Genomic DNA, 17,195 nt, shown 5'->3' with positions numbered 1-17,195 from the left:
TCTCAATTACTCCCAGACCACAGTTTGATGTTTTGTTAAAACTTCCTGAATCAACTTATCGTAGTTTTTTTCAACTACTTTGCGTTTTACCTTGAGAGTAGGCGTTAACATATCGTTATTTGTAGACCAAGTATCCTTTACAACAATGATATGGCTGACTTTTTCGTATTTCATCAGCTTGGCATTTACCTTATGCAAACTCTCTTGCAATGATTGGTTTATCTCATCCTTGTTTTTGCTCAACCGAGCTCCTTCACTTAAGGTGACTAATAACACATTAGTTGGTAATCCCCGTCCAACCAGACATAATTGTTCAATCTTGCTATTCGAAGCAAATCGCTTTTCTATAGGGGAAGGAGCAACGAATTCACCGGTCTGATTTTTAAAGTTTTCTGAAAGTCGTCCCAATATTTTAACTCGATCCAGGGAATCCAACTCCACGACATCTCCCGTACGTAACCAACCCTCAGAAGTAAAGGCATTTTTTGTGGCTTGTTTGTCTTTATAATATCCGGACATGAGACAGGGTGAGTTGATCAATAACTCAGAGTCCTCACCCATTTTAACTGCTACATCCAACCGTGGAGTACCGACATACCCAGCTCTTCTTTCGTTTAACATAGATAAAGTCGCATATGCCAGATTTTCAGTTTGACCGTAACCTTCTTGTATGTTGATGCCAATTTTCTCAAAAAATTCAATAATGGGAATGGGTAAATGCGACGCTCCCGAAAAGGAATTGACACAATCGTTCAGACCAAGACCATGAATTATCTTCTTTTTTACTAGTGAAGAAATAAACGGTATTTTTAATAAAAAATTCAGTTTGGCTGGTGGTACTTTTTGCTCAATTTTTTGTTTAAATACCCCCCAGATTCGAGGTACTGCGGTAAAAAATGTAGGTTGAATTTCCCGTAAATTTTCGGCGAACTTATCCAGGCTTTCAACAAAAGAGACATCACAATGAATCGTCACGCTTGCTAACTGGATGGCAGAACGTTCATAAACATGGGCCAGAGGTAGATAGGAAATTAATTTATAATGGCTCAAATCCCTGACTCTAAGAATGTCTTTGGGAAATAAAGTAAGATAATTCGCTATCACTTTATTCGTATACATAGCCCCTTTAGGAGAGCCAGAAGTACCAGACGAATAAATAATGGTGTATAAATCATCAAGGCCTGGTTCGTTCAAATCGACTAAAGGATTACTTGCCATTACATCAGCCCATTTGTAATTGACCTTTAAATCGTGGTGATAGTTAAAATCGACAGTAATATAATTATCAGGGATGAATTGACGAACGAGCTGGTGATCATCCAACTTGCCTATAAATACCAGTTTCACATCCGCATGTTCCAATACAAAACGAGCACTTTCTGCATTCTGATTTGAAAATAACGGAACATTTACCATACCGGCTAGATGAATACCAAAATCTGTAATAAACCATTCAGCACAATTTTTAGAAATAATGGAAATATGACTTCCCTTTTTAATTTTTAATTGATGCAAAAATCCAGCTACTTTACGGGCTTGAAGCATGACTTCTGCCCAGGTGTATTCATGCCATACTCCATTTTTAGGCTGTCTTAAATAGACTCGATCAGCTGATTCTTTTTCATTTTTTAAAAGCAACTGAAACAATGAATTAGTGGTAGTTTCATTTTGCATGACTTATCCTTAAGCGATTGGTTCTATTAAATTACTATAATACTAGTCTAGACCAACTAATTGTAAAATATTAGTTTTCTCTCTAAATACACAGGCCTCCCCTTCTTTTATTGCTTCTTCGGCTCGATGAAAATCATGTAAAGCAATCTGAGACAACTGAGGAATAAGGGTTAAATCAGCAGGATCACCGACAGCCCTGGCACGAGTGATTCGATCTTGCATTATTTTAATACTTTTTGTTAATACATCGTAATAACCTGGTCCTTCACTATACCCAAAAATTCGTTTTAATAATTTATCAAAGCGAAGACTAAAAGAAGAAAATAATCCCGATTGTTCAATTGGACTAGGAGCTATGCGTAATAATTCGTGATTAAGATTTACTGCAATGACTACTTCTGCACCCATAGCTCGACATAAAGAAATAGGAACGGGATTAACCAATCCACCGTCTACCAGCCAACGATCTTCATGACCTAAAGGTGTAAATAAACCAGGTAATGATATTGAAGATCGAATCGCGGGGACCAATGACCCTTTGTTCAACCAAATTTCGCGACCCGTATTCAGATCAGTAGCCACTGCGCAAAATGGAATTTTAAGATCCTCAATGTTATTTTCCAGGCCAAATTCTTTAAAAAAATTCATTAATCTACTGCCCGAGATCAGACCTCCTCCCGTGAAATTCAAATCAATAAGTTTGCTCATTTTTCTTCTGTCAAGTTTTAACACCCACTGCTCAAATGCATCAAGTGTTCCACAGGCATAGATAGCCCCTACCAATGAACCAATGGAACAACCGGCAACACAATCAATACAAACACCCAGTTGCGTTAATGCCTTGATCACCCCGATGTGAGACCAACCACGAGCGGACCCACTACCCAAGGCCAAACCAATTTTAAGTCGTTTCGTCATCAAGGAGACACCTTTTTAGAAATCAGTGTTTAGTTAATATAATAGTAGAGAACGAGTTACAAGTTAAACTTCCTAATATTCTCTTCAACTAATCCGCTTTATTAATCTGCCCATATCCCTAACAGGAATTATAACTACAGTGTTGCAAGGGCATTAAGATTACTCATAGCAATCATGAATAAACACTCAGCAAAATTAATGTTCAATTAATCTCCAAATGCCAAAATGAAACTTAGAAAAGCTAAATCATCAGTTTATGTACATTAGGAGTGACATCATGAAACACGATACATCTTTAATGACTAAAGATAATAATAAGACGAATACGCGCGTTGCAGCCACCAGTCATCCAGCAGAACAATCCCCTATAAGACATTATCCATTAACGGAGGAATCATGGGAGATACTCAATACCGATCAATTCAAAACAAAATTATCCGCAATAAATCCTGACGAACCAAATCCTTATAGAGATGCGATGAAATCAGTAACAACAGGATACGATAAACCATTTTGCGACTATCCACATAGTTCATTAGCACTGATTCAAGACTATCTGAGACTGTATACCACTGAACACTCAACTGTTCCTGAAGGAAAATTGGGCACTGTAATTGAACCTAATGGACATGGCAGAGAGTTCTACGGTGTTCTGTTTAATCAAAATAAAAATCTGTTAGCAGTGTGTCCTGGCGGAAAAGGGAGTGCTGCAATCATCCTGTTTGAAAAGATGCCTAATGGAATAATAAATACTATCGATTTATCTGTTGGACGGTATTCAACAAATGCAAATAATATAATCCCCTTTGCATATGCTTCTTATTATTGCGCAACCATTGTCCCTAACTTCCAATTCACAAATTCAGAAGTGATTGAATTCAATAAACAATTAATCGAAATTAAAAAATTAATATCAGCAGCCGTTGATGGCACTCTTGCTCCTGAAAAAAGCCTGATTGAACAATTAACTGCTCATATACAAACACATAATCTAGGTTTCACTACAACCCAATTCGCCGAGCCGATAAGACCAAGCCTATTCAACTACCTGGAGAATGCTCATAAACTCACATTCCATATTTTAGATCGGCTGATTAGCAATGGTGCCGCTCTTGAAGAAAGAAATGCGAAAGGTTTTACTCCTCTTCAGGCAGCAATCTATCAACATTCCAACCCTGATTTAATTGATTTTCTGCTCCAAAAAGGTGCCAAACCAATTAGTACAAAAGAACTTGTGGATGCGATCAAAAACCAAAAATCTGTTTTTGATATCACCTTGTTATTACGAGGAGCTGGCCGGTCTCATGAAGCAGTTGAAGCGGCGTTAAGAACAGCTATCGAACACAAACAGATTCACATCGCATTATTTCTCATTGAAGAATACAGCTATAAACTTAAATCACCAGAAGACATAATCGCTTTGATAGTAACAAAAACAACAAACGATGATCATGTCAAAGTTTTGGACGCGTTATTATCCAAAGCAAGCAAAATTTCATGGAATCACGCGGCGATAATAACCGCAATCGAGCAGTTATCAAAAAATAATAATCCGAAATCATTTCAACAATTAAACCAGGCCAAATTAAAAGAATTGTGTGAAGAAGCAGTGAAAAATACTAATCGAGATGCTGTGCAGGAATATCTCAGACAAATAACGGATAGGAACTATCTGGAACAATTAGTTCGTCGTGCCCTATGTACTGACAATATCCTCAATGAAAAGGACTTCAAGGTAATACATCAAAAAGGAATTAAACCGAATTTAGACTCAATTTATATATATTTTAATCCACAATCCAGTAATCCGTTTCCATGGAGGCCTGCTAAAGTACAACCTAAAATGTCAATTACTGAACAAATTCTTAATAGGTACATCATAGCAGGGCTTGATATAAATCAATTTGATGAGCGAATTGGTACAGACAGAAACACCTTTTTAATGAAGGCAATTCTTGCCAATGATTACGATGCGGTTCAATTGCTTATTGCTAAAAATGCATCCGTTAATTTACAAATGTCAAATGGCAACTCTGCCCTAATGCTTGCGGTAATGAAAAGTGATACAGATGACACCACCAAGATCATCAAGGCATTGATTAACGCAGGAGCAGATCTTACTTTACAACGAAAAGATGGCAAACAAGCTCATGATCTTCTACCGACGTCAAATGATCCTGAAGTTCAAGCGCGATTGGATGAGATCGCTCACCTGCTTCACATCAATTACCCCAAATCCGTAAATCCTGATGAAGATAAAAGTGATGCGCTAAGCACAAGTAATGATTTATTAATAAAAACCATTAAAAACAAAAAAGATATAATTGAACGAAGTGCACATGAACGAATACAAGCAATAGAGCGTGCGGAAGCAATAGTTCAACCGAATCAAATTGAAGAGCTATCTCAGCCTCAATTAAAAAAACAAGGTGCCAATGAAATCGAGCTCCAGGATCTGAATAAAGAACATGAGATCGATAACTCGGTCACAAGTCGCTTTGAAAAACCTCTTGAAAAAGCATCAGAAGAAACATCACGTGAAAGTTCGATAAACCCAATATCAGAAGATGTTAAAACAAAATTAATCAATATCGTTTCAATCCTAATCAAAAATATTAGTGAAGGAGCTGGAGGACGATATACTTCAAGTACAGATCATAAAAAAGTAACTGATTTAAAATCCATACTGAAAACACTTAGAAACGATGATGAATCAGGTAAAATTCAAAATGAGTGTGTTGGCAAGATCATGGATGTGTGCAAAATAAAACGTAACTCGTTACATTTCTGGGCGCTACCCCATAGTGTTAATGAATATAAAGCGTTACTAAAAGACAATAACATCATGTTACCTGCTGATCATCGATCGTGCACGATAAGATAAAATTATCAGGTTATCTTGTAACTTACATTATGGGAAGGCCTGGCTTTTTGCTCTTAGTACATCACAGCAGCAAAAGCTAAGGCCTGCCCCAATGCCCCCCGCATTCAGCTTTTTTTCTAACAAACCAAAAGTTAATTAATTAGTACCGCCAACAGTCAAAGCATCAATTTTAAGAGTTGGCTGTCCCACACCAACAGGTACTGATTGTCCATCCTTGCCACAAACACCAATCCCTCGATCAAGCGCCAAATCATTACCTATCATGCTGATTTTTTTCATTACATCAGGACCATTACCAATTAAAGTCGCGCCTTTTACGGGTTGAGTCACTTTACCGTTTTCGATTAAATAAGCCTCACTTGCAGAAAAGACAAATTGACCCGAAGTAATATCGACCTGTCCACCCCCAAAGTTAACGGCATACAATCCATAGTGCACTGAACGAATTATTTCTTCAGGATCATGTTGTCCTGCCAACATATACGTATTCGTCATTCTGGGCATGGGAATGTGGGCATAAGACTCGCGACGACAGTTACCTGTTGATTGCATCCCCATCAATTTTGCATTTAATTTATCCTGCATGTAATTCACCAGGATTCCATTATCAATCAAGGTGGTACATTGAGAAGGAGTTCCTTCATCATCAATCGTTAACGAGCCACGTCTATCTGCCAAGGTTCCATCGTCCACTACCGTTACTCCTGCAGCAGCAACCTGTTGACCTAATCGACCTGAAAACGCAGAAAGCCCCTTACGATTAAAATCGCCTTCTAAACCATGCCCCACTGCTTCATGTAACAACACCCCAGGCCAACCCGGGCCTAATACAACAGGCATAGTACCTGCTGGAGCAGGTTTTGCTTCTAAATTAATCAAAGCCTCTCGGACTGCTTCTCTGGCATAACTTAATGCATTCTCTTTCTCTGTGAAATAGGAATAAGCGACCCTGCCACCTCCCCCGGTTCGTGCTGCCTCACGTCTCCCTTGTTTGTCTTCAACAATAACACTGACATTGACACTGACTAAAGGTCGAACATCGGCGATCATTTGACCATTCATTCCAGCGACCATAACGACCTCATAACAGCCGCTTAATGAAGCATTCACCTGAATCACTCTGGGATCAATGCTTCGTGCTTCTTTATCAATGGCTTCCAATAAAGCAATTTTTTCCTGTTTGCTCATTCCTTCTATAGGATTAAGTCCTTGATAACGGCTGACTGGAGAACTGCTGACATGAATGGGCTGAACTACTTTTGAACCGGTGAGCGCAATGGAACGTGCAGCATCTGCAGCGCGCAGCATGGAAGGTAATAAGATATCATCACAATAGGCAAAGCCTGTTTTATCACCGCTCACTGCTCGTATTCCAACACCTTTATCCAAAGAATAACTGCCGCTTTTTACCTCAGAATCTTCTAAATACCAGGATTCATAGCTGCAGCTTTGAAAATACAAATCAGCATCATCAATATGACGATTCATCATTGTTTTAAATAGCTTTTCGATACCTGACTCATCCAAAGAAGCAGGAGCCAGTAACATTTTTTTTGCTATCGCAAGAGCTTGTGTCATTTCGTTACCTATAAAATTAGTATTCAGGATTAAGCTAAAACATGATGATCTACACAGGGAAAATGCCTTCTTAGTTGCTCTAATCGCTGCAAATCAATATCGGCTGTAATCATGCCAGCACCAATCTGTTTTTGCGACAGAATTTTACCCCAAGGTTCTATCACCATGCTATGACCATAAGTGTGTCGTCCATTTTCATGCTGCCCGCCTTGATTAGGGGCTAATACATAACATAAATTTTCAATTGCTCTTGCCCTGAGCAGAACTTCCCAATGCGCAAGCCCTGTTACTGCGGTAAAAGCAGATGGCACAGTAAATAGTTCTGCGCCTTTAAGCAATAATTGTTGATACAATTCTGGAAATCGCAAATCATAACAAACAGTCAGTCCAATTTTACCTACAGGAGTTTCAACTACGACCACGTTATGTCCACGTTCTATCGTTGACGACTCTTGATGAGCCTCTTGTTCAGAAACACGCACATCAAATAAATGAATTTTATCATAACGCGCGACATGCTGACCTTGATCATCAAAAACAATGCAACTTGCTCTGACTTTTGTACCGTTTCCTTTTATTGGAATAGTACCAGCGACAACCCATAGTCCTGTTTTTTTTGCTAATTGACTGATTTTTTGCTGAATTGGTCCTTCACCATAGGATTCTGCAATGCTCAATTTATCCGTTTCTTTTAGCCCCATAAATGCAAAATTTTCAGGCAATACTACCAATTCGGCGCGCTCGTTCCGAGCCTGCAACATAAACTGTTCTATATGCTGCAAATTCTCATCCACACTGGATGAAGACACCATTTGTACCAGAGCAACCCGTTTCATAGTATTCCCCGAATTAAATTTTTATTGTTCTTCATCTTACTATATCTTGAGTATATAGCACTATAGAACCGATAGTGCACAAGGGACTAAAAAAACAAAATTGACAGGAAACTGTTTTCAACTTAATAATAACGTGTCAGCTTTTATCTAAATTGGATGGTTTACCCTGAAAATTTCAAGTAAAGCCCTTGAAAACAGGAAACTTGACCATAGATATGCTAGACTAAATATAAATAACTGGAGTTCTAAAGATGAACCGAAACGATGTTACAATCCTTACTCAACGTAGTGAGTCTGTACTTGCTACTAATAAAGTATTGCGTAATACCTACTTGTTACTGAGCTTAACATTTATATTCAGTGCCTTTACAGCCTACATGTCTTATGCCAGTGGTGCGGCTCCAATGAATCCGCTGCTTATGATAGTTGGCGTATACGGTTTAATGTTTTTAACTCAAGCTTTGAGAAACAGCGTTTGGGGTCTGGTCAGCGTTTTTGCTTTTACCGGCTTTCTGGGATACACCCTGGGCCCATTGCTTAATTACTATATGACCGGATTTTCTAATGGTCCACAACTTATTGCCACAGCTTTAGGTGGTACTGGTATGATATTCTTCGCTTTGTCAGGCTATGCATTAACAACCAGAAAAGATTTCAGCTTCCTTGGCGGATTTCTTTTTGTGGGCGTAATGGTTGCTTTACTGGCAATGGTAGCTGGAATATTTATTCAGATACCCGCTCTGCAGCTAGCAATTTCCGCAGCTTTTGTCCTAATTTCATCTGGATTGATTCTGTTACAAACCAGCGCAATTATTCATAGTGGCGAAACAAACTATATTTCAGCAACGGTAGGCCTCTTTGTGTCAATATACAATCTGTTCGTTAGCCTGCTTAACCTGCTTAGTGCATTTTCAGGTCGTGACTGATAACGTCTCCTCTACCTGAGTCCCGGCTTTAGCCGGGATTTTTTTATCTGCATCCCCATTGATGCACATCCCTTTTAAACAACTCCATCACTGAATAATCAAACCGCTGTGGCAATTTCAGAGGGTTTCATCAGTTCGGTACTGATTTTTTTCGAGATGAAATAGAGCAATATCGCTCCTGATAGTGACAAAATACCTAATTGTTTGAATACCAGGTGAAAATCATTGTTGGTTATCAGGGGATCAGTGATTTCTGATGTGACCATAGCATTTGAGAAATACTGGGAAAAAGACGCAGCAATTCCAGAGACCAACATCCAGGTGCCCATTAAAATACCCTGAAATTGGGGAGGGGCAATACGCCCTATCATGGCATAACCTACGGGCGCTAACATTAATTCAGCCATTCCTTGCAGGATAATATAACCTAAAACCCAAAATAGATGAGAATAGCCCTGTGGGTTTGCATAACTAATGCCCCAGGATAGAAAAAAGAAAGAGCCGGCTAGGAGCACAAATGCACAGACAAACTGCATGGACACCGAAACATAATAACCTTTAGAATTTAATTTATTCAGAACGATAGCGATAATGGGCGCACCAATGATGATAACTATTGGATTTATGTTTCTAATCCATTGAGTTGCCAACTCAACTCCCAAAAAGCTTTTATCTACATTATGTTTAATAAAAAGAGTCACCCCCATAGGGCCTGTCAGATAAATCATCCAAAAAAACAAAGTGCTCACCGCAAGGATGAGATAAACCATAATTCTGTGTTTATCGACAGGAGATTTTTGTTTTATTCCGATGATCAGAATGACACAGAGCATCATAATACTTAGCACAGCAATTACGGTATTACTTAAATTCGTCGAATGAAAACACAAAAACATCATAGGTATTAGAAACAATGTAATCGTGAAGCCGATACTCTTTTTCAATAACTGATAATGCGAGTCTCCTCCCTGCATCAAGGGAGTATTTATATCTCTAAGAACAGACCAAAATTTTATTATTAAACACAGGGTAATGGTATTGGTGATGATGCAGGCATAAAATAATCTCTGATATTGATTGGAAAAATCAAAAAATCCACTAGCACAATATCCGGCACAAAATCCCAGATTCATTGCCGCATAATTAAAAAAGAAAGCGGTTTCCCGACGATCATCACTTTGTTGAAATCGTTGCGTTAACATGCTATTAAAACTGGTCGTATTTAATCCACAACCAACAAGAAACAAACTCAATCCCAGATAGAGTAAAGAAGACTGAGCCAATGCCAGGACTAATAAACCGATACTCTGGATTATAATAGTGATAAAAAATAATACTCTATTACTTAATAATCGTCCGCCAATCAATCCACCGGTTAATTGCAAAATATAATTGAAGGCGATGAATAAACCCACAATGCTGTTAGAAAGAACATTGGATAAACCGAGTTGCTTAGTACTATATAGTGCTAATGACGAGTACAGGACGGCAAATGAGAACGTTGAAAATCCTTGGATGCAATACAAAGGAATTACACCACCAGGCATCTTGGGTATCAATTTAGACATGCTTCTCTCGAGATCCTCTAATATATGACTCTAACATTATAAAGCCCACAAATTAAATTGTTTTATTCAAGAAAACAGGCATCAACACGTGAAACACTGGTTCAAATATCCCGGATAGGACAGGATGATCCCACACAAACATTATGATATAATATTGAACAATTATGAATGAATACTCAAAATCCATTCCTTAACCCAACATGAGAACTCTTGCATAAGCTATAGATTTTATCTGTAAAGCAAGATACTGGTTATGCAAGAGGTCTATTGAGTTAATGACTTAAAGGAACATGACGAACATGCCTAATTTTTATGAGCATCTTGACCAGATAGAAGCATTATTAGAGAACAATCTCACCATTAATGAATTAGGTAATGGTCTATTAACTGTCAATGATCATCTTATCGATACGAACCAGCAATTTGAAATGTTATCTCCGGATTTTTTTTTCGGTTCTGCATCGGATAACCCCACGGTAAAAGCTTATCAATTATTTTTTCAGAAGATGGGGATACTACCACTAACGACACCCGAAATCCCCCTCATTCGTGATATACCCCTGCGAATGAAGACTCACTCCAATCTATCCTCACAACAGGCAATTTGCGCACGTTTTCTTGAAGATACAATTCTGGCTAATAATTTAAGCATGCTCTTTAGAGATGAATACCAGGAATTATATCAGGAAATTTCCCTATGTATGCGCAACAAACGTCATCCAATAGAGAGAAAAAAAATAACTACTGATGATGAAGGTAACTCATTAGATTCTGGAGGTTATTTTGTAGAATTACATCAGATTAATGGATTGAATTTATGGTTAAGAACCGCGAATAGCACCGAAAATACCGATATAGAATCTGCAATTAAAAACTCTCTTCAGGATTCAATTAATACTGATCGAATTGTAGCATCCTTAAAATTCAAATTATTGGAAAAAAACCGAGTGGCATTTAACGTTCGGGGCGTATCAAAACTACTCGAATCCACAAATGACTTGCGTAATCTTGGTGGTGGTCATCAACACTTCTTAATATTGGACAGAAACACCAAAACAATTTATGCCATTAATAATACTATTGGGGCTACAGATGAAGATCCGCTCTCTTTTAAACATCAAATAGAACTGTTCTTGAAATCGCTTGGCGATCATACTGAATACACATTTCGATTTATTCAAGGCAAATCAAGACAGCCTGATTCTCAATCCTATCTGAGTCAGGTATGTAATATCAGTCAATTTTGCCATTATGCCGCTATTTTATCAGGTATACAGATTAACCAACTGCGCGATACTGTGCCACCCAAAGTTACAACGCTCATGTATTTATTGCAGTATGCAGTCATCAATCAGGATAAGGAATTATCAACTATTCTGGATGGCGTTATCAAGACGATTAACCCTCACCCCATTGAGCAATTGACTGCACATCAGGATGAACCAAACATCGTTCAAACAAGAGAGCAAACGATTAATCCCCAATCAATGTCCCGTCAGTTGGATAGCCAATCGGTTCGTAATGATCAACTGCAACAGGATTCTGCCAGCAGCAATCCTGAGCAAGATAAGCTGATTAAAATAATTGACATTCTGATAAATAACATTCATCACCAGCGCAATGGCCGTCAAACTTCACGAAACAGTCATTGGAAAACATCCCTGTTTGAAAAAATAAAGCAAGAATTGCAAAAAGAAACAGCGTTATCCAATGATAAAGTGCCGCACTGGATCAATGAGATTCATAAAGTATGCTCCCAAAAACGAAATTCATTACATTTTTGGGCTACACCCCATAGCGTCAAAGAGTTTGAACGTTTGTTAGTTGAACAAAAAATCGATGCAGATTGTTGCGACGCAGGTATAAAAGTTAAATGAGCGCGTTAGAACCTGTTCCAAAAATCAACTTAAAACCGGAGGTTCACTGTGAATCTCCTCAAGCTCTACTATGTTGTTATCATTCTTTTTAGCAGGAAAAAATCGATGATACAGCGTAGTAACCTGGTTAGTGCATCGTTCTGCATTAACCAGAAAATAATAGCATCCAACAAAAGTGGTCAGCGCCAACCCAAAAGTCAGGAGTGTAGGATAGGAATCCTTATTATCATTGGCGTTTTCCAAAAAGCCTGCAACAGCTAATAAAATCATACCGACCATACTGATTATTTTAACTCCCAAAAAAGTTCGGTTCCTTTTATATGCCTCTTCCAGCTGCTCCTGCATCCATTGATCTTTGATTATGTGTTTTGAATTTACCGAGTCTAATTTGTGGGTTAATTCTTCAATTGACGGTGGATTTTCAGTAGTACTTATTAATTGATTTTTAAATAAATTGGTAATTAAATTTGCCTCAATTGGATTTCCATTAATATGGGCCTTACAGCGCGTTCGTATCTCTTTTACTAACTGTTTAGTATCAAGGTCATTAGCCAAAGCATATTTATATGCCTTTAGTTTTTCCTCCAGCCAGGTTGGAAAATAGGATTCTCGGTAAATTTTTTGAAAATCTATGGAGGCGCACACCACATCAGCCACCATGCCAATTGCAAATGCAGTACCGGCCAGTGCAATACCTCCTTTTAATTTCAATGCCGCATTTAAGGGTGGATTATAAGAGAAAACAAATAATTCAACTCCTTCAAATACATTGAGTATCCCTTTTACTACATTGTATCTATAACGATAATCCGTTGTATCAGCAAACAAACTGGTAGCAAACATAAAATTAAAGAGTGCATCGATGTAATTCCACCCTACAATTATTTTGGTAATCGTTGCAGGGGATAGCTGCGTACTGCTTGCGCTGTTTTTTAAATTGGTTAAATCAGTAATAGTTGTTCCGACAATGTAATCAAGCTCAGGCCCATGTTCACCAAAATAAAGAAAAATCTTATTCTTGAAAATCTTTAAAAGCATTGTTATCCCTCACAATAAGTACATACAGATCATCTATATGATTTATGAATAGTGTAAATTGATGAAAAATCCATTGGTGCATGGTGAGATAAATAAGGATTAAGTCCTCAAAAAACCTTAACTTTGTTGCCAGCTTGCCTTAGCCCTGTATAAGGCCGGCAAATCATTGATTGATTTTTTAATCTCTTGAGGCAAAGAGAACAATTCTCTGGTTTTTTGATAGTACACCCCTAAAGGAACAGGATAAGCTGGAAAGGTTAATTGAGCCAGGCGCATCGCATCAATCAAATGAGCTGAATCATGAGTGTATAGACCATTCGCATCTGATCCTGCACGCTCAAATTGCCCATCGTTCAAATTTAAAGCATATTCCTTCTCAGCTCCAAACACTAATGGCTTGCCCTCTTCCAATAATATGGTGTTATTTGCCCGGTTGCTTTTAACAGCAAATTCATCAAAGGCCCCATGGTTGAAAATATTACAATCCTGATAAATTTCAACAAATGAACAGCCTTGATGTTCGTATGCTTTTTTCAAAATGGAGCCCAGGTGCGCCGGATCTTTATCCACCGCGCGAGCAACAAAACTGGCTCCGGCAGCCAAAGCAATCATCAGTGGATTAATAGGCTCATTAGTTACTCCCTGAGGAGAGGTTTTCGTAACTTGCCCCTTTTGAGAGGTAGGTGAAAACTGCCCTTTGGTCAGACCGTATACTTGATTGTTAAATAATAAAATATTCACATTCACATTACGTCTTAAAATATGGATCAAATGATTGCCACCAATACTCAGAGCATCACCATCTCCGGTAATTACCCATACGGTTAAATCATCCCGCATGGTTTTTAAACCAGTTGCGACAGCTGTTGCCCTGCCATGAATAGTATGGAATCCATAGGTATTCATGTAATAAGGTAATCGGCCTGCGCAGCCTATTCCTGAAACGAATACGTGTTGTTCAGGTGCCAGTCCCAGTTCCGGCAACACTTTTTGCAGCGCTGCCAAAATCGCGTAATCACCGCAGCCCGGACACCAACGAACTTCTGTAGCATTAGTAAAGTCTTCACGCTTATAATTGTTGTTCATAATTGGCTTCCGCTTTAATGGCGTTGACTAAATGGGTTACGCTAAATGGCTGACCATTACACTGATTAATTGATTGAGCATCAACCAGATAAGCTCCTCTAATAATCTGACATAATTGACCCGAATTCAATTCAGCGACAAATACTTTATCAAAAGACTTCAATAGTGCTGCAAAATCATCAGGCAAAGGATTAAGATGACGCAAATGAATATAGGCGACCGCTATACCCTGCTCACAACATTGAGCTACCGCTGATTTTAAACTGCCATAAGTACTCCCCCAACCGACTACTAATATCGAAGCAGAAACGTCCCCTTCAATAACTGTTTTAGAGTAGGTTCGCGCAATACCTTTAATTTTATTAATACGCAAATTCACCATTTTTTGATGATTTTCCGCATCATAACTTACTCGTCCTTCATCCCCTTGTTTTTCCAAACCGCCTAGTTGATGAATAAATCCGGGAGTACCAGGAATATTCCAACTTCTGCTTAAGGATTCATCACGCTGAAATGATTTAGCAAAACGATTGTATTCAACAGTGGGCAGAGTTAATGATTCAACTGCCGGAATTTCCCAGGGTTCAGCCGCGTTAGCCAGATAAGCATCCAGCAATACAATGACCGGGGTCATGTACTTGATGGCAATATGAAAGGCTTCAAGTACTGTATAAAAACAATCTGATGGTGATTGAGCAGCAAGTACAGGCAAAGGAGCTTCGCCATGACGACCATATAAAGCCTGCCGTAAATCACTTTGACTTGTTTTAGTTGGCAATCCTGTTGAAGCGCCTGCTCTTTGTACGTCGATTAAAACTAAAGGTAATTCAGTAACAACTGCCAGTCCCAAACTTTCACTTTTCAGATCAAGACCAGGACCTGAAGTACAGCTTAATGCCAGTCGTCCGCCAAATGCGGCACCGATACAACAACATAGGGCAGCAATTTCATCTTCAGCCTGAATTAACTGAATGCCATAATCAGAAAGTCGGGCACACTCATGTAAAATAGCCGATGCAGGAGTTATGGGATATCCAGATACCAGCATAGGCGTTTTAGTGTGAGTCGCAAGAGTAGCGAGAGCTAAACCAACAGCCTCAACTCCGGTTATCTGCCGATACTCCCCAGCGTGTCGGTTGACTTCGCCCAGCATGTATTCACGACGGGACAACTCAAGAGTCATGGCATAATTGTACCCTGCTAATAACGCCAGTTCATTGGCTTTGGCTACTTCGGGCTTAGCTTTAAATTTCTTACTGATAAAAGACTGGCAGGTTGTAGTGGGTAAATCGAACAACCATAAAACCAATCCTAAAATATAAAAATTCTTGGTTTTTGATGCTTGTGGTTTTGTCAAGGCTATAGAATCTACTGCTTGCAATGTCTGAGTAATTAAAGGAAAAGAGACAACCTGATATTGTTCAGCGCAATGATCCAGGAAGCTCCTGTCCATACCTGCTTTTTGCCAGTCCTTATCGGTATAACTGTCTTCATTGATAATCAATAAACCGCCTTGATTAAGGTGTTGAAGAGAGTTTTTCAAGGCCGCTGGATTCAAAGCCACTAAAACATCAAGGGATTCGCCGGCTGTGAAAATGGCTCGTTCGGCCATAGCAAGCTGAAAACCCGAAACACCAGCAACAGTTCCTGCAGGTGCTCTGATTTCAGCTGGAAAATCTGGAAGTGTCCGTACATCACGCCCTGTAAGTGCGGCGCTAATGGTCAGCTGCTCCCCCACCAACTGTACTCCGTCACCAGAGTCTCCAGTAATTCGGATAACAATCACGTCAGTCATTGACATAAAGTCTCGCTTCTTGCATTAGTTGGCGCATGTGCCGCACTGCCTCCTTTAACCCACAAAACAAGGCTCGGGAAACAATGGCATGACCAATGTTAAGTTCAAGTAATTCTTTTATTGCGGCAATGGGTTTCACATTATGGTAATGAAGCCCATGACCTGCATTTACAATAAGATTCAAACTGGATGCATATTCTGCTGCCCGCTTGATTCGCTCCAGTTCATAACTTTGCTGTTCAACATTAGTTGCATCAGCATAACATCCGGTATGCAACTCGATAACAGGCGCGCCAATTTCAGCGGCCGCTTTTATTTGTTTCTTGTCCGGATCGATAAACAAGGACACTTCACTTCCAATTCGCTCCAAACGTCGAACCGCATGTTCTACAGCCTTCTGATGAGTCACTACATCGAGACCACCCTCTGTAGTTAATTCTTCACGTTTTTCCGGAACTAAACAAGTATGTTCTGGTGAAATTTCTTCCGCAAAATCCAGCATAGCATCTGTAACTGCTAATTCAAGATTCATTCGGGTTTGTAATACCTGTTTAATTAAACGAACATCCCGAGCCTGAATATGTCGTAAATCTTCCCTCATATGCAAAGTAATGCCATCAGCCCCTGCTTCCTCAGCATCCATAGCTGCCTGAACTGGATCGGGGTAACGTGTTCCACGGGCCTGACGTAACGTTGCAATATGATCGATATTAACACCTAACAATAGCTCTTTATTCATTCTGCACCACAAAAACTTAAAATGGAAAGTATAATAGACTTCGTTCCAAACTGCTATTGATGTGCTTCATGTCAAAATTGTCCGGGGTCAGCATCAAATGGTACTTACTTAAGGGATTTGCCCAAGATTCGAATTACCGCGGCTTGCCCCTGAGAGTTCCTCACTTTTTAAAATTGCACATTAATTAATCTTAATTTGCAATTTTTATAAGATCGTCATCCTCGCGTAGGCGGGGATCCATTCTAAAATTTAGCACAATGCCACATTGTTGCGTGG

The 17,195-nt window shown here is 39.1% G+C and carries 12 protein-coding genes; 3 read left to right on the top strand and 9 right to left on the bottom strand.

Annotated features, from left to right (window positions below; translation table 11 throughout):
• Positions 1-6: 6 nt before the first annotated feature.
• Positions 7-1,674 carry an AMP-binding protein gene (locus tag Lqua_RS09200; RefSeq protein ID WP_058473996.1) on the bottom strand — a complete coding sequence of 556 codons (1,668 nt, stop codon included), beginning with the start codon at positions 1,672-1,674 and terminating at the stop codon, positions 7-9.
• 42 nt (positions 1,675-1,716) lie between these two features.
• Positions 1,717-2,592, bottom strand: coding sequence for a patatin-like phospholipase RssA (gene rssA / locus Lqua_RS09195; RefSeq protein WP_058473995.1), 876 nt, complete (start codon positions 2,590-2,592; stop codon positions 1,717-1,719).
• Positions 2,593-2,869: 277 nt separating this feature from the next.
• On the opposite strand from rssA, the gene Lqua_RS09190 reads away from it, so the two are divergent.
• Entirely contained in the window at positions 2,870-5,476 is a 2,607-nt protein-coding gene (locus Lqua_RS09190; protein ID WP_058473994.1) for an ankyrin repeat domain-containing protein, read from the top strand.
• A 135-nt stretch (positions 5,477-5,611) separates the two neighbouring features.
• Here the strand turns inward: Lqua_RS09190 and tldD are convergent, their stop codons facing one another.
• Positions 5,612-7,054 carry a metalloprotease TldD gene (tldD, locus tag Lqua_RS09185; protein ID WP_058473993.1) on the bottom strand — a complete coding sequence of 481 codons (1,443 nt, stop codon included), beginning with the start codon at positions 7,052-7,054 and terminating at the stop codon, positions 5,612-5,614.
• Positions 7,055-7,083: 29 nt separating this feature from the next.
• On the bottom strand, positions 7,084-7,890 hold the full coding sequence (locus Lqua_RS09180) for a carbon-nitrogen hydrolase family protein (RefSeq protein ID WP_058473992.1): 807 nt from the start codon (positions 7,888-7,890) through the stop codon (positions 7,084-7,086).
• 251 nt (positions 7,891-8,141) lie between these two features.
• Between Lqua_RS09180 and Lqua_RS09175 the strand changes: the two genes are divergently transcribed.
• The gene (locus tag Lqua_RS09175) at positions 8,142-8,816 is read left to right on the top strand and encodes a Bax inhibitor-1/YccA family protein (RefSeq protein WP_058473991.1); all 675 of its coding nucleotides are present in this window, start codon (positions 8,142-8,144) and stop codon (positions 8,814-8,816) included.
• 98 nt (positions 8,817-8,914) lie between these two features.
• Here Lqua_RS09175 and Lqua_RS09170 read toward each other — a convergent pair whose 3' ends face one another.
• Positions 8,915-10,384 (bottom strand): peptide MFS transporter, encoded by a 1,470-nt coding sequence (locus tag Lqua_RS09170; RefSeq protein ID WP_058473990.1) that lies wholly within the window; start codon positions 10,382-10,384, stop codon positions 8,915-8,917.
• A 299-nt stretch (positions 10,385-10,683) separates the two neighbouring features.
• On the opposite strand from Lqua_RS09170, the gene Lqua_RS09165 reads away from it, so the two are divergent.
• On the top strand, positions 10,684-12,261 hold the full coding sequence (locus Lqua_RS09165) for a hypothetical protein (RefSeq protein ID WP_058473989.1): 1,578 nt from the start codon (positions 10,684-10,686) through the stop codon (positions 12,259-12,261).
• Between the two features lie 24 nt (positions 12,262-12,285).
• Here Lqua_RS09165 and Lqua_RS09160 read toward each other — a convergent pair whose 3' ends face one another.
• From Lqua_RS09160 to pdxJ, 4 genes are all read right to left on the bottom strand, one after another.
• Positions 12,286-13,299: an Ntn hydrolase family protein gene (locus Lqua_RS09160; RefSeq protein WP_058473988.1), complete on the bottom strand. Its 1,014-nt coding sequence runs from the start codon at positions 13,297-13,299 to the stop codon at positions 12,286-12,288.
• A gap of 117 nt (positions 13,300-13,416) precedes the next feature.
• Positions 13,417-14,385 (bottom strand): 2-oxoacid:ferredoxin oxidoreductase subunit beta, encoded by a 969-nt coding sequence (locus Lqua_RS09155; protein ID WP_058473987.1) that lies wholly within the window; start codon positions 14,383-14,385, stop codon positions 13,417-13,419.
• Complete coding sequence (locus Lqua_RS09150) at positions 14,369-16,186, bottom strand: 2-oxoacid:acceptor oxidoreductase subunit alpha (protein WP_058473986.1); 1,818 nt, start codon at positions 16,184-16,186, stop codon at positions 14,369-14,371. The genes Lqua_RS09155 and Lqua_RS09150 overlap by 17 nt, the downstream gene beginning before the upstream one ends.
• The gene (gene pdxJ, locus Lqua_RS09145) at positions 16,173-16,919 is read right to left on the bottom strand and encodes a pyridoxine 5'-phosphate synthase (RefSeq protein ID WP_058473985.1); all 747 of its coding nucleotides are present in this window, start codon (positions 16,917-16,919) and stop codon (positions 16,173-16,175) included. Before pdxJ ends, Lqua_RS09150 begins: the two co-directional genes overlap by 14 nt.
• Positions 16,920-17,195 lie beyond the last annotated feature (276 nt).

This window comes from Legionella quateirensis, assembly GCF_001467955.1.
Classification (GTDB): Bacteria; Pseudomonadota; Gammaproteobacteria; order Legionellales; family Legionellaceae; genus Legionella; species Legionella quateirensis.
Note: the sequence above shows the minus strand (reverse complement) of the source record. Positions and strands in the feature narration are given on the sequence as shown.

Excerpts from the sequence above, each read along its gene's own strand:
- Lqua_RS09200 (WP_058473996.1), bottom strand. The coding sequence starts at position 1,674 with ATGCAAAATGAAACTACCACTAATTCATTGTTTCAGTTGCTTTTAAAA.
- rssA (WP_058473995.1), bottom strand. The coding sequence starts at position 2,592 with ATGACGAAACGACTTAAAATTGGTTTGGCCTTGGGTAGTGGGTCCGCT.
- Lqua_RS09190 (WP_058473994.1), top strand. The coding sequence starts at position 2,870 with ATGAAACACGATACATCTTTAATGACTAAAGATAATAATAAGACGAAT.
- tldD (WP_058473993.1), bottom strand. The coding sequence starts at position 7,054 with ATGACACAAGCTCTTGCGATAGCAAAAAAAATGTTACTGGCTCCTGCT.
- Lqua_RS09180 (WP_058473992.1), bottom strand. The coding sequence starts at position 7,890 with ATGAAACGGGTTGCTCTGGTACAAATGGTGTCTTCATCCAGTGTGGAT.
- Lqua_RS09175 (WP_058473991.1), top strand. The coding sequence starts at position 8,142 with ATGAACCGAAACGATGTTACAATCCTTACTCAACGTAGTGAGTCTGTA.
- Lqua_RS09170 (WP_058473990.1), bottom strand. The coding sequence starts at position 10,384 with ATGTCTAAATTGATACCCAAGATGCCTGGTGGTGTAATTCCTTTGTAT.
- Lqua_RS09165 (WP_058473989.1), top strand. The coding sequence starts at position 10,684 with ATGCCTAATTTTTATGAGCATCTTGACCAGATAGAAGCATTATTAGAG.
- Lqua_RS09160 (WP_058473988.1), bottom strand. The coding sequence starts at position 13,299 with ATGCTTTTAAAGATTTTCAAGAATAAGATTTTTCTTTATTTTGGTGAA.
- Lqua_RS09155 (WP_058473987.1), bottom strand. The coding sequence starts at position 14,385 with ATGAACAACAATTATAAGCGTGAAGACTTTACTAATGCTACAGAAGTT.
- Lqua_RS09150 (WP_058473986.1), bottom strand. The coding sequence starts at position 16,186 with ATGTCAATGACTGACGTGATTGTTATCCGAATTACTGGAGACTCTGGT.
- pdxJ (WP_058473985.1), bottom strand. The coding sequence starts at position 16,919 with ATGAATAAAGAGCTATTGTTAGGTGTTAATATCGATCATATTGCAACG.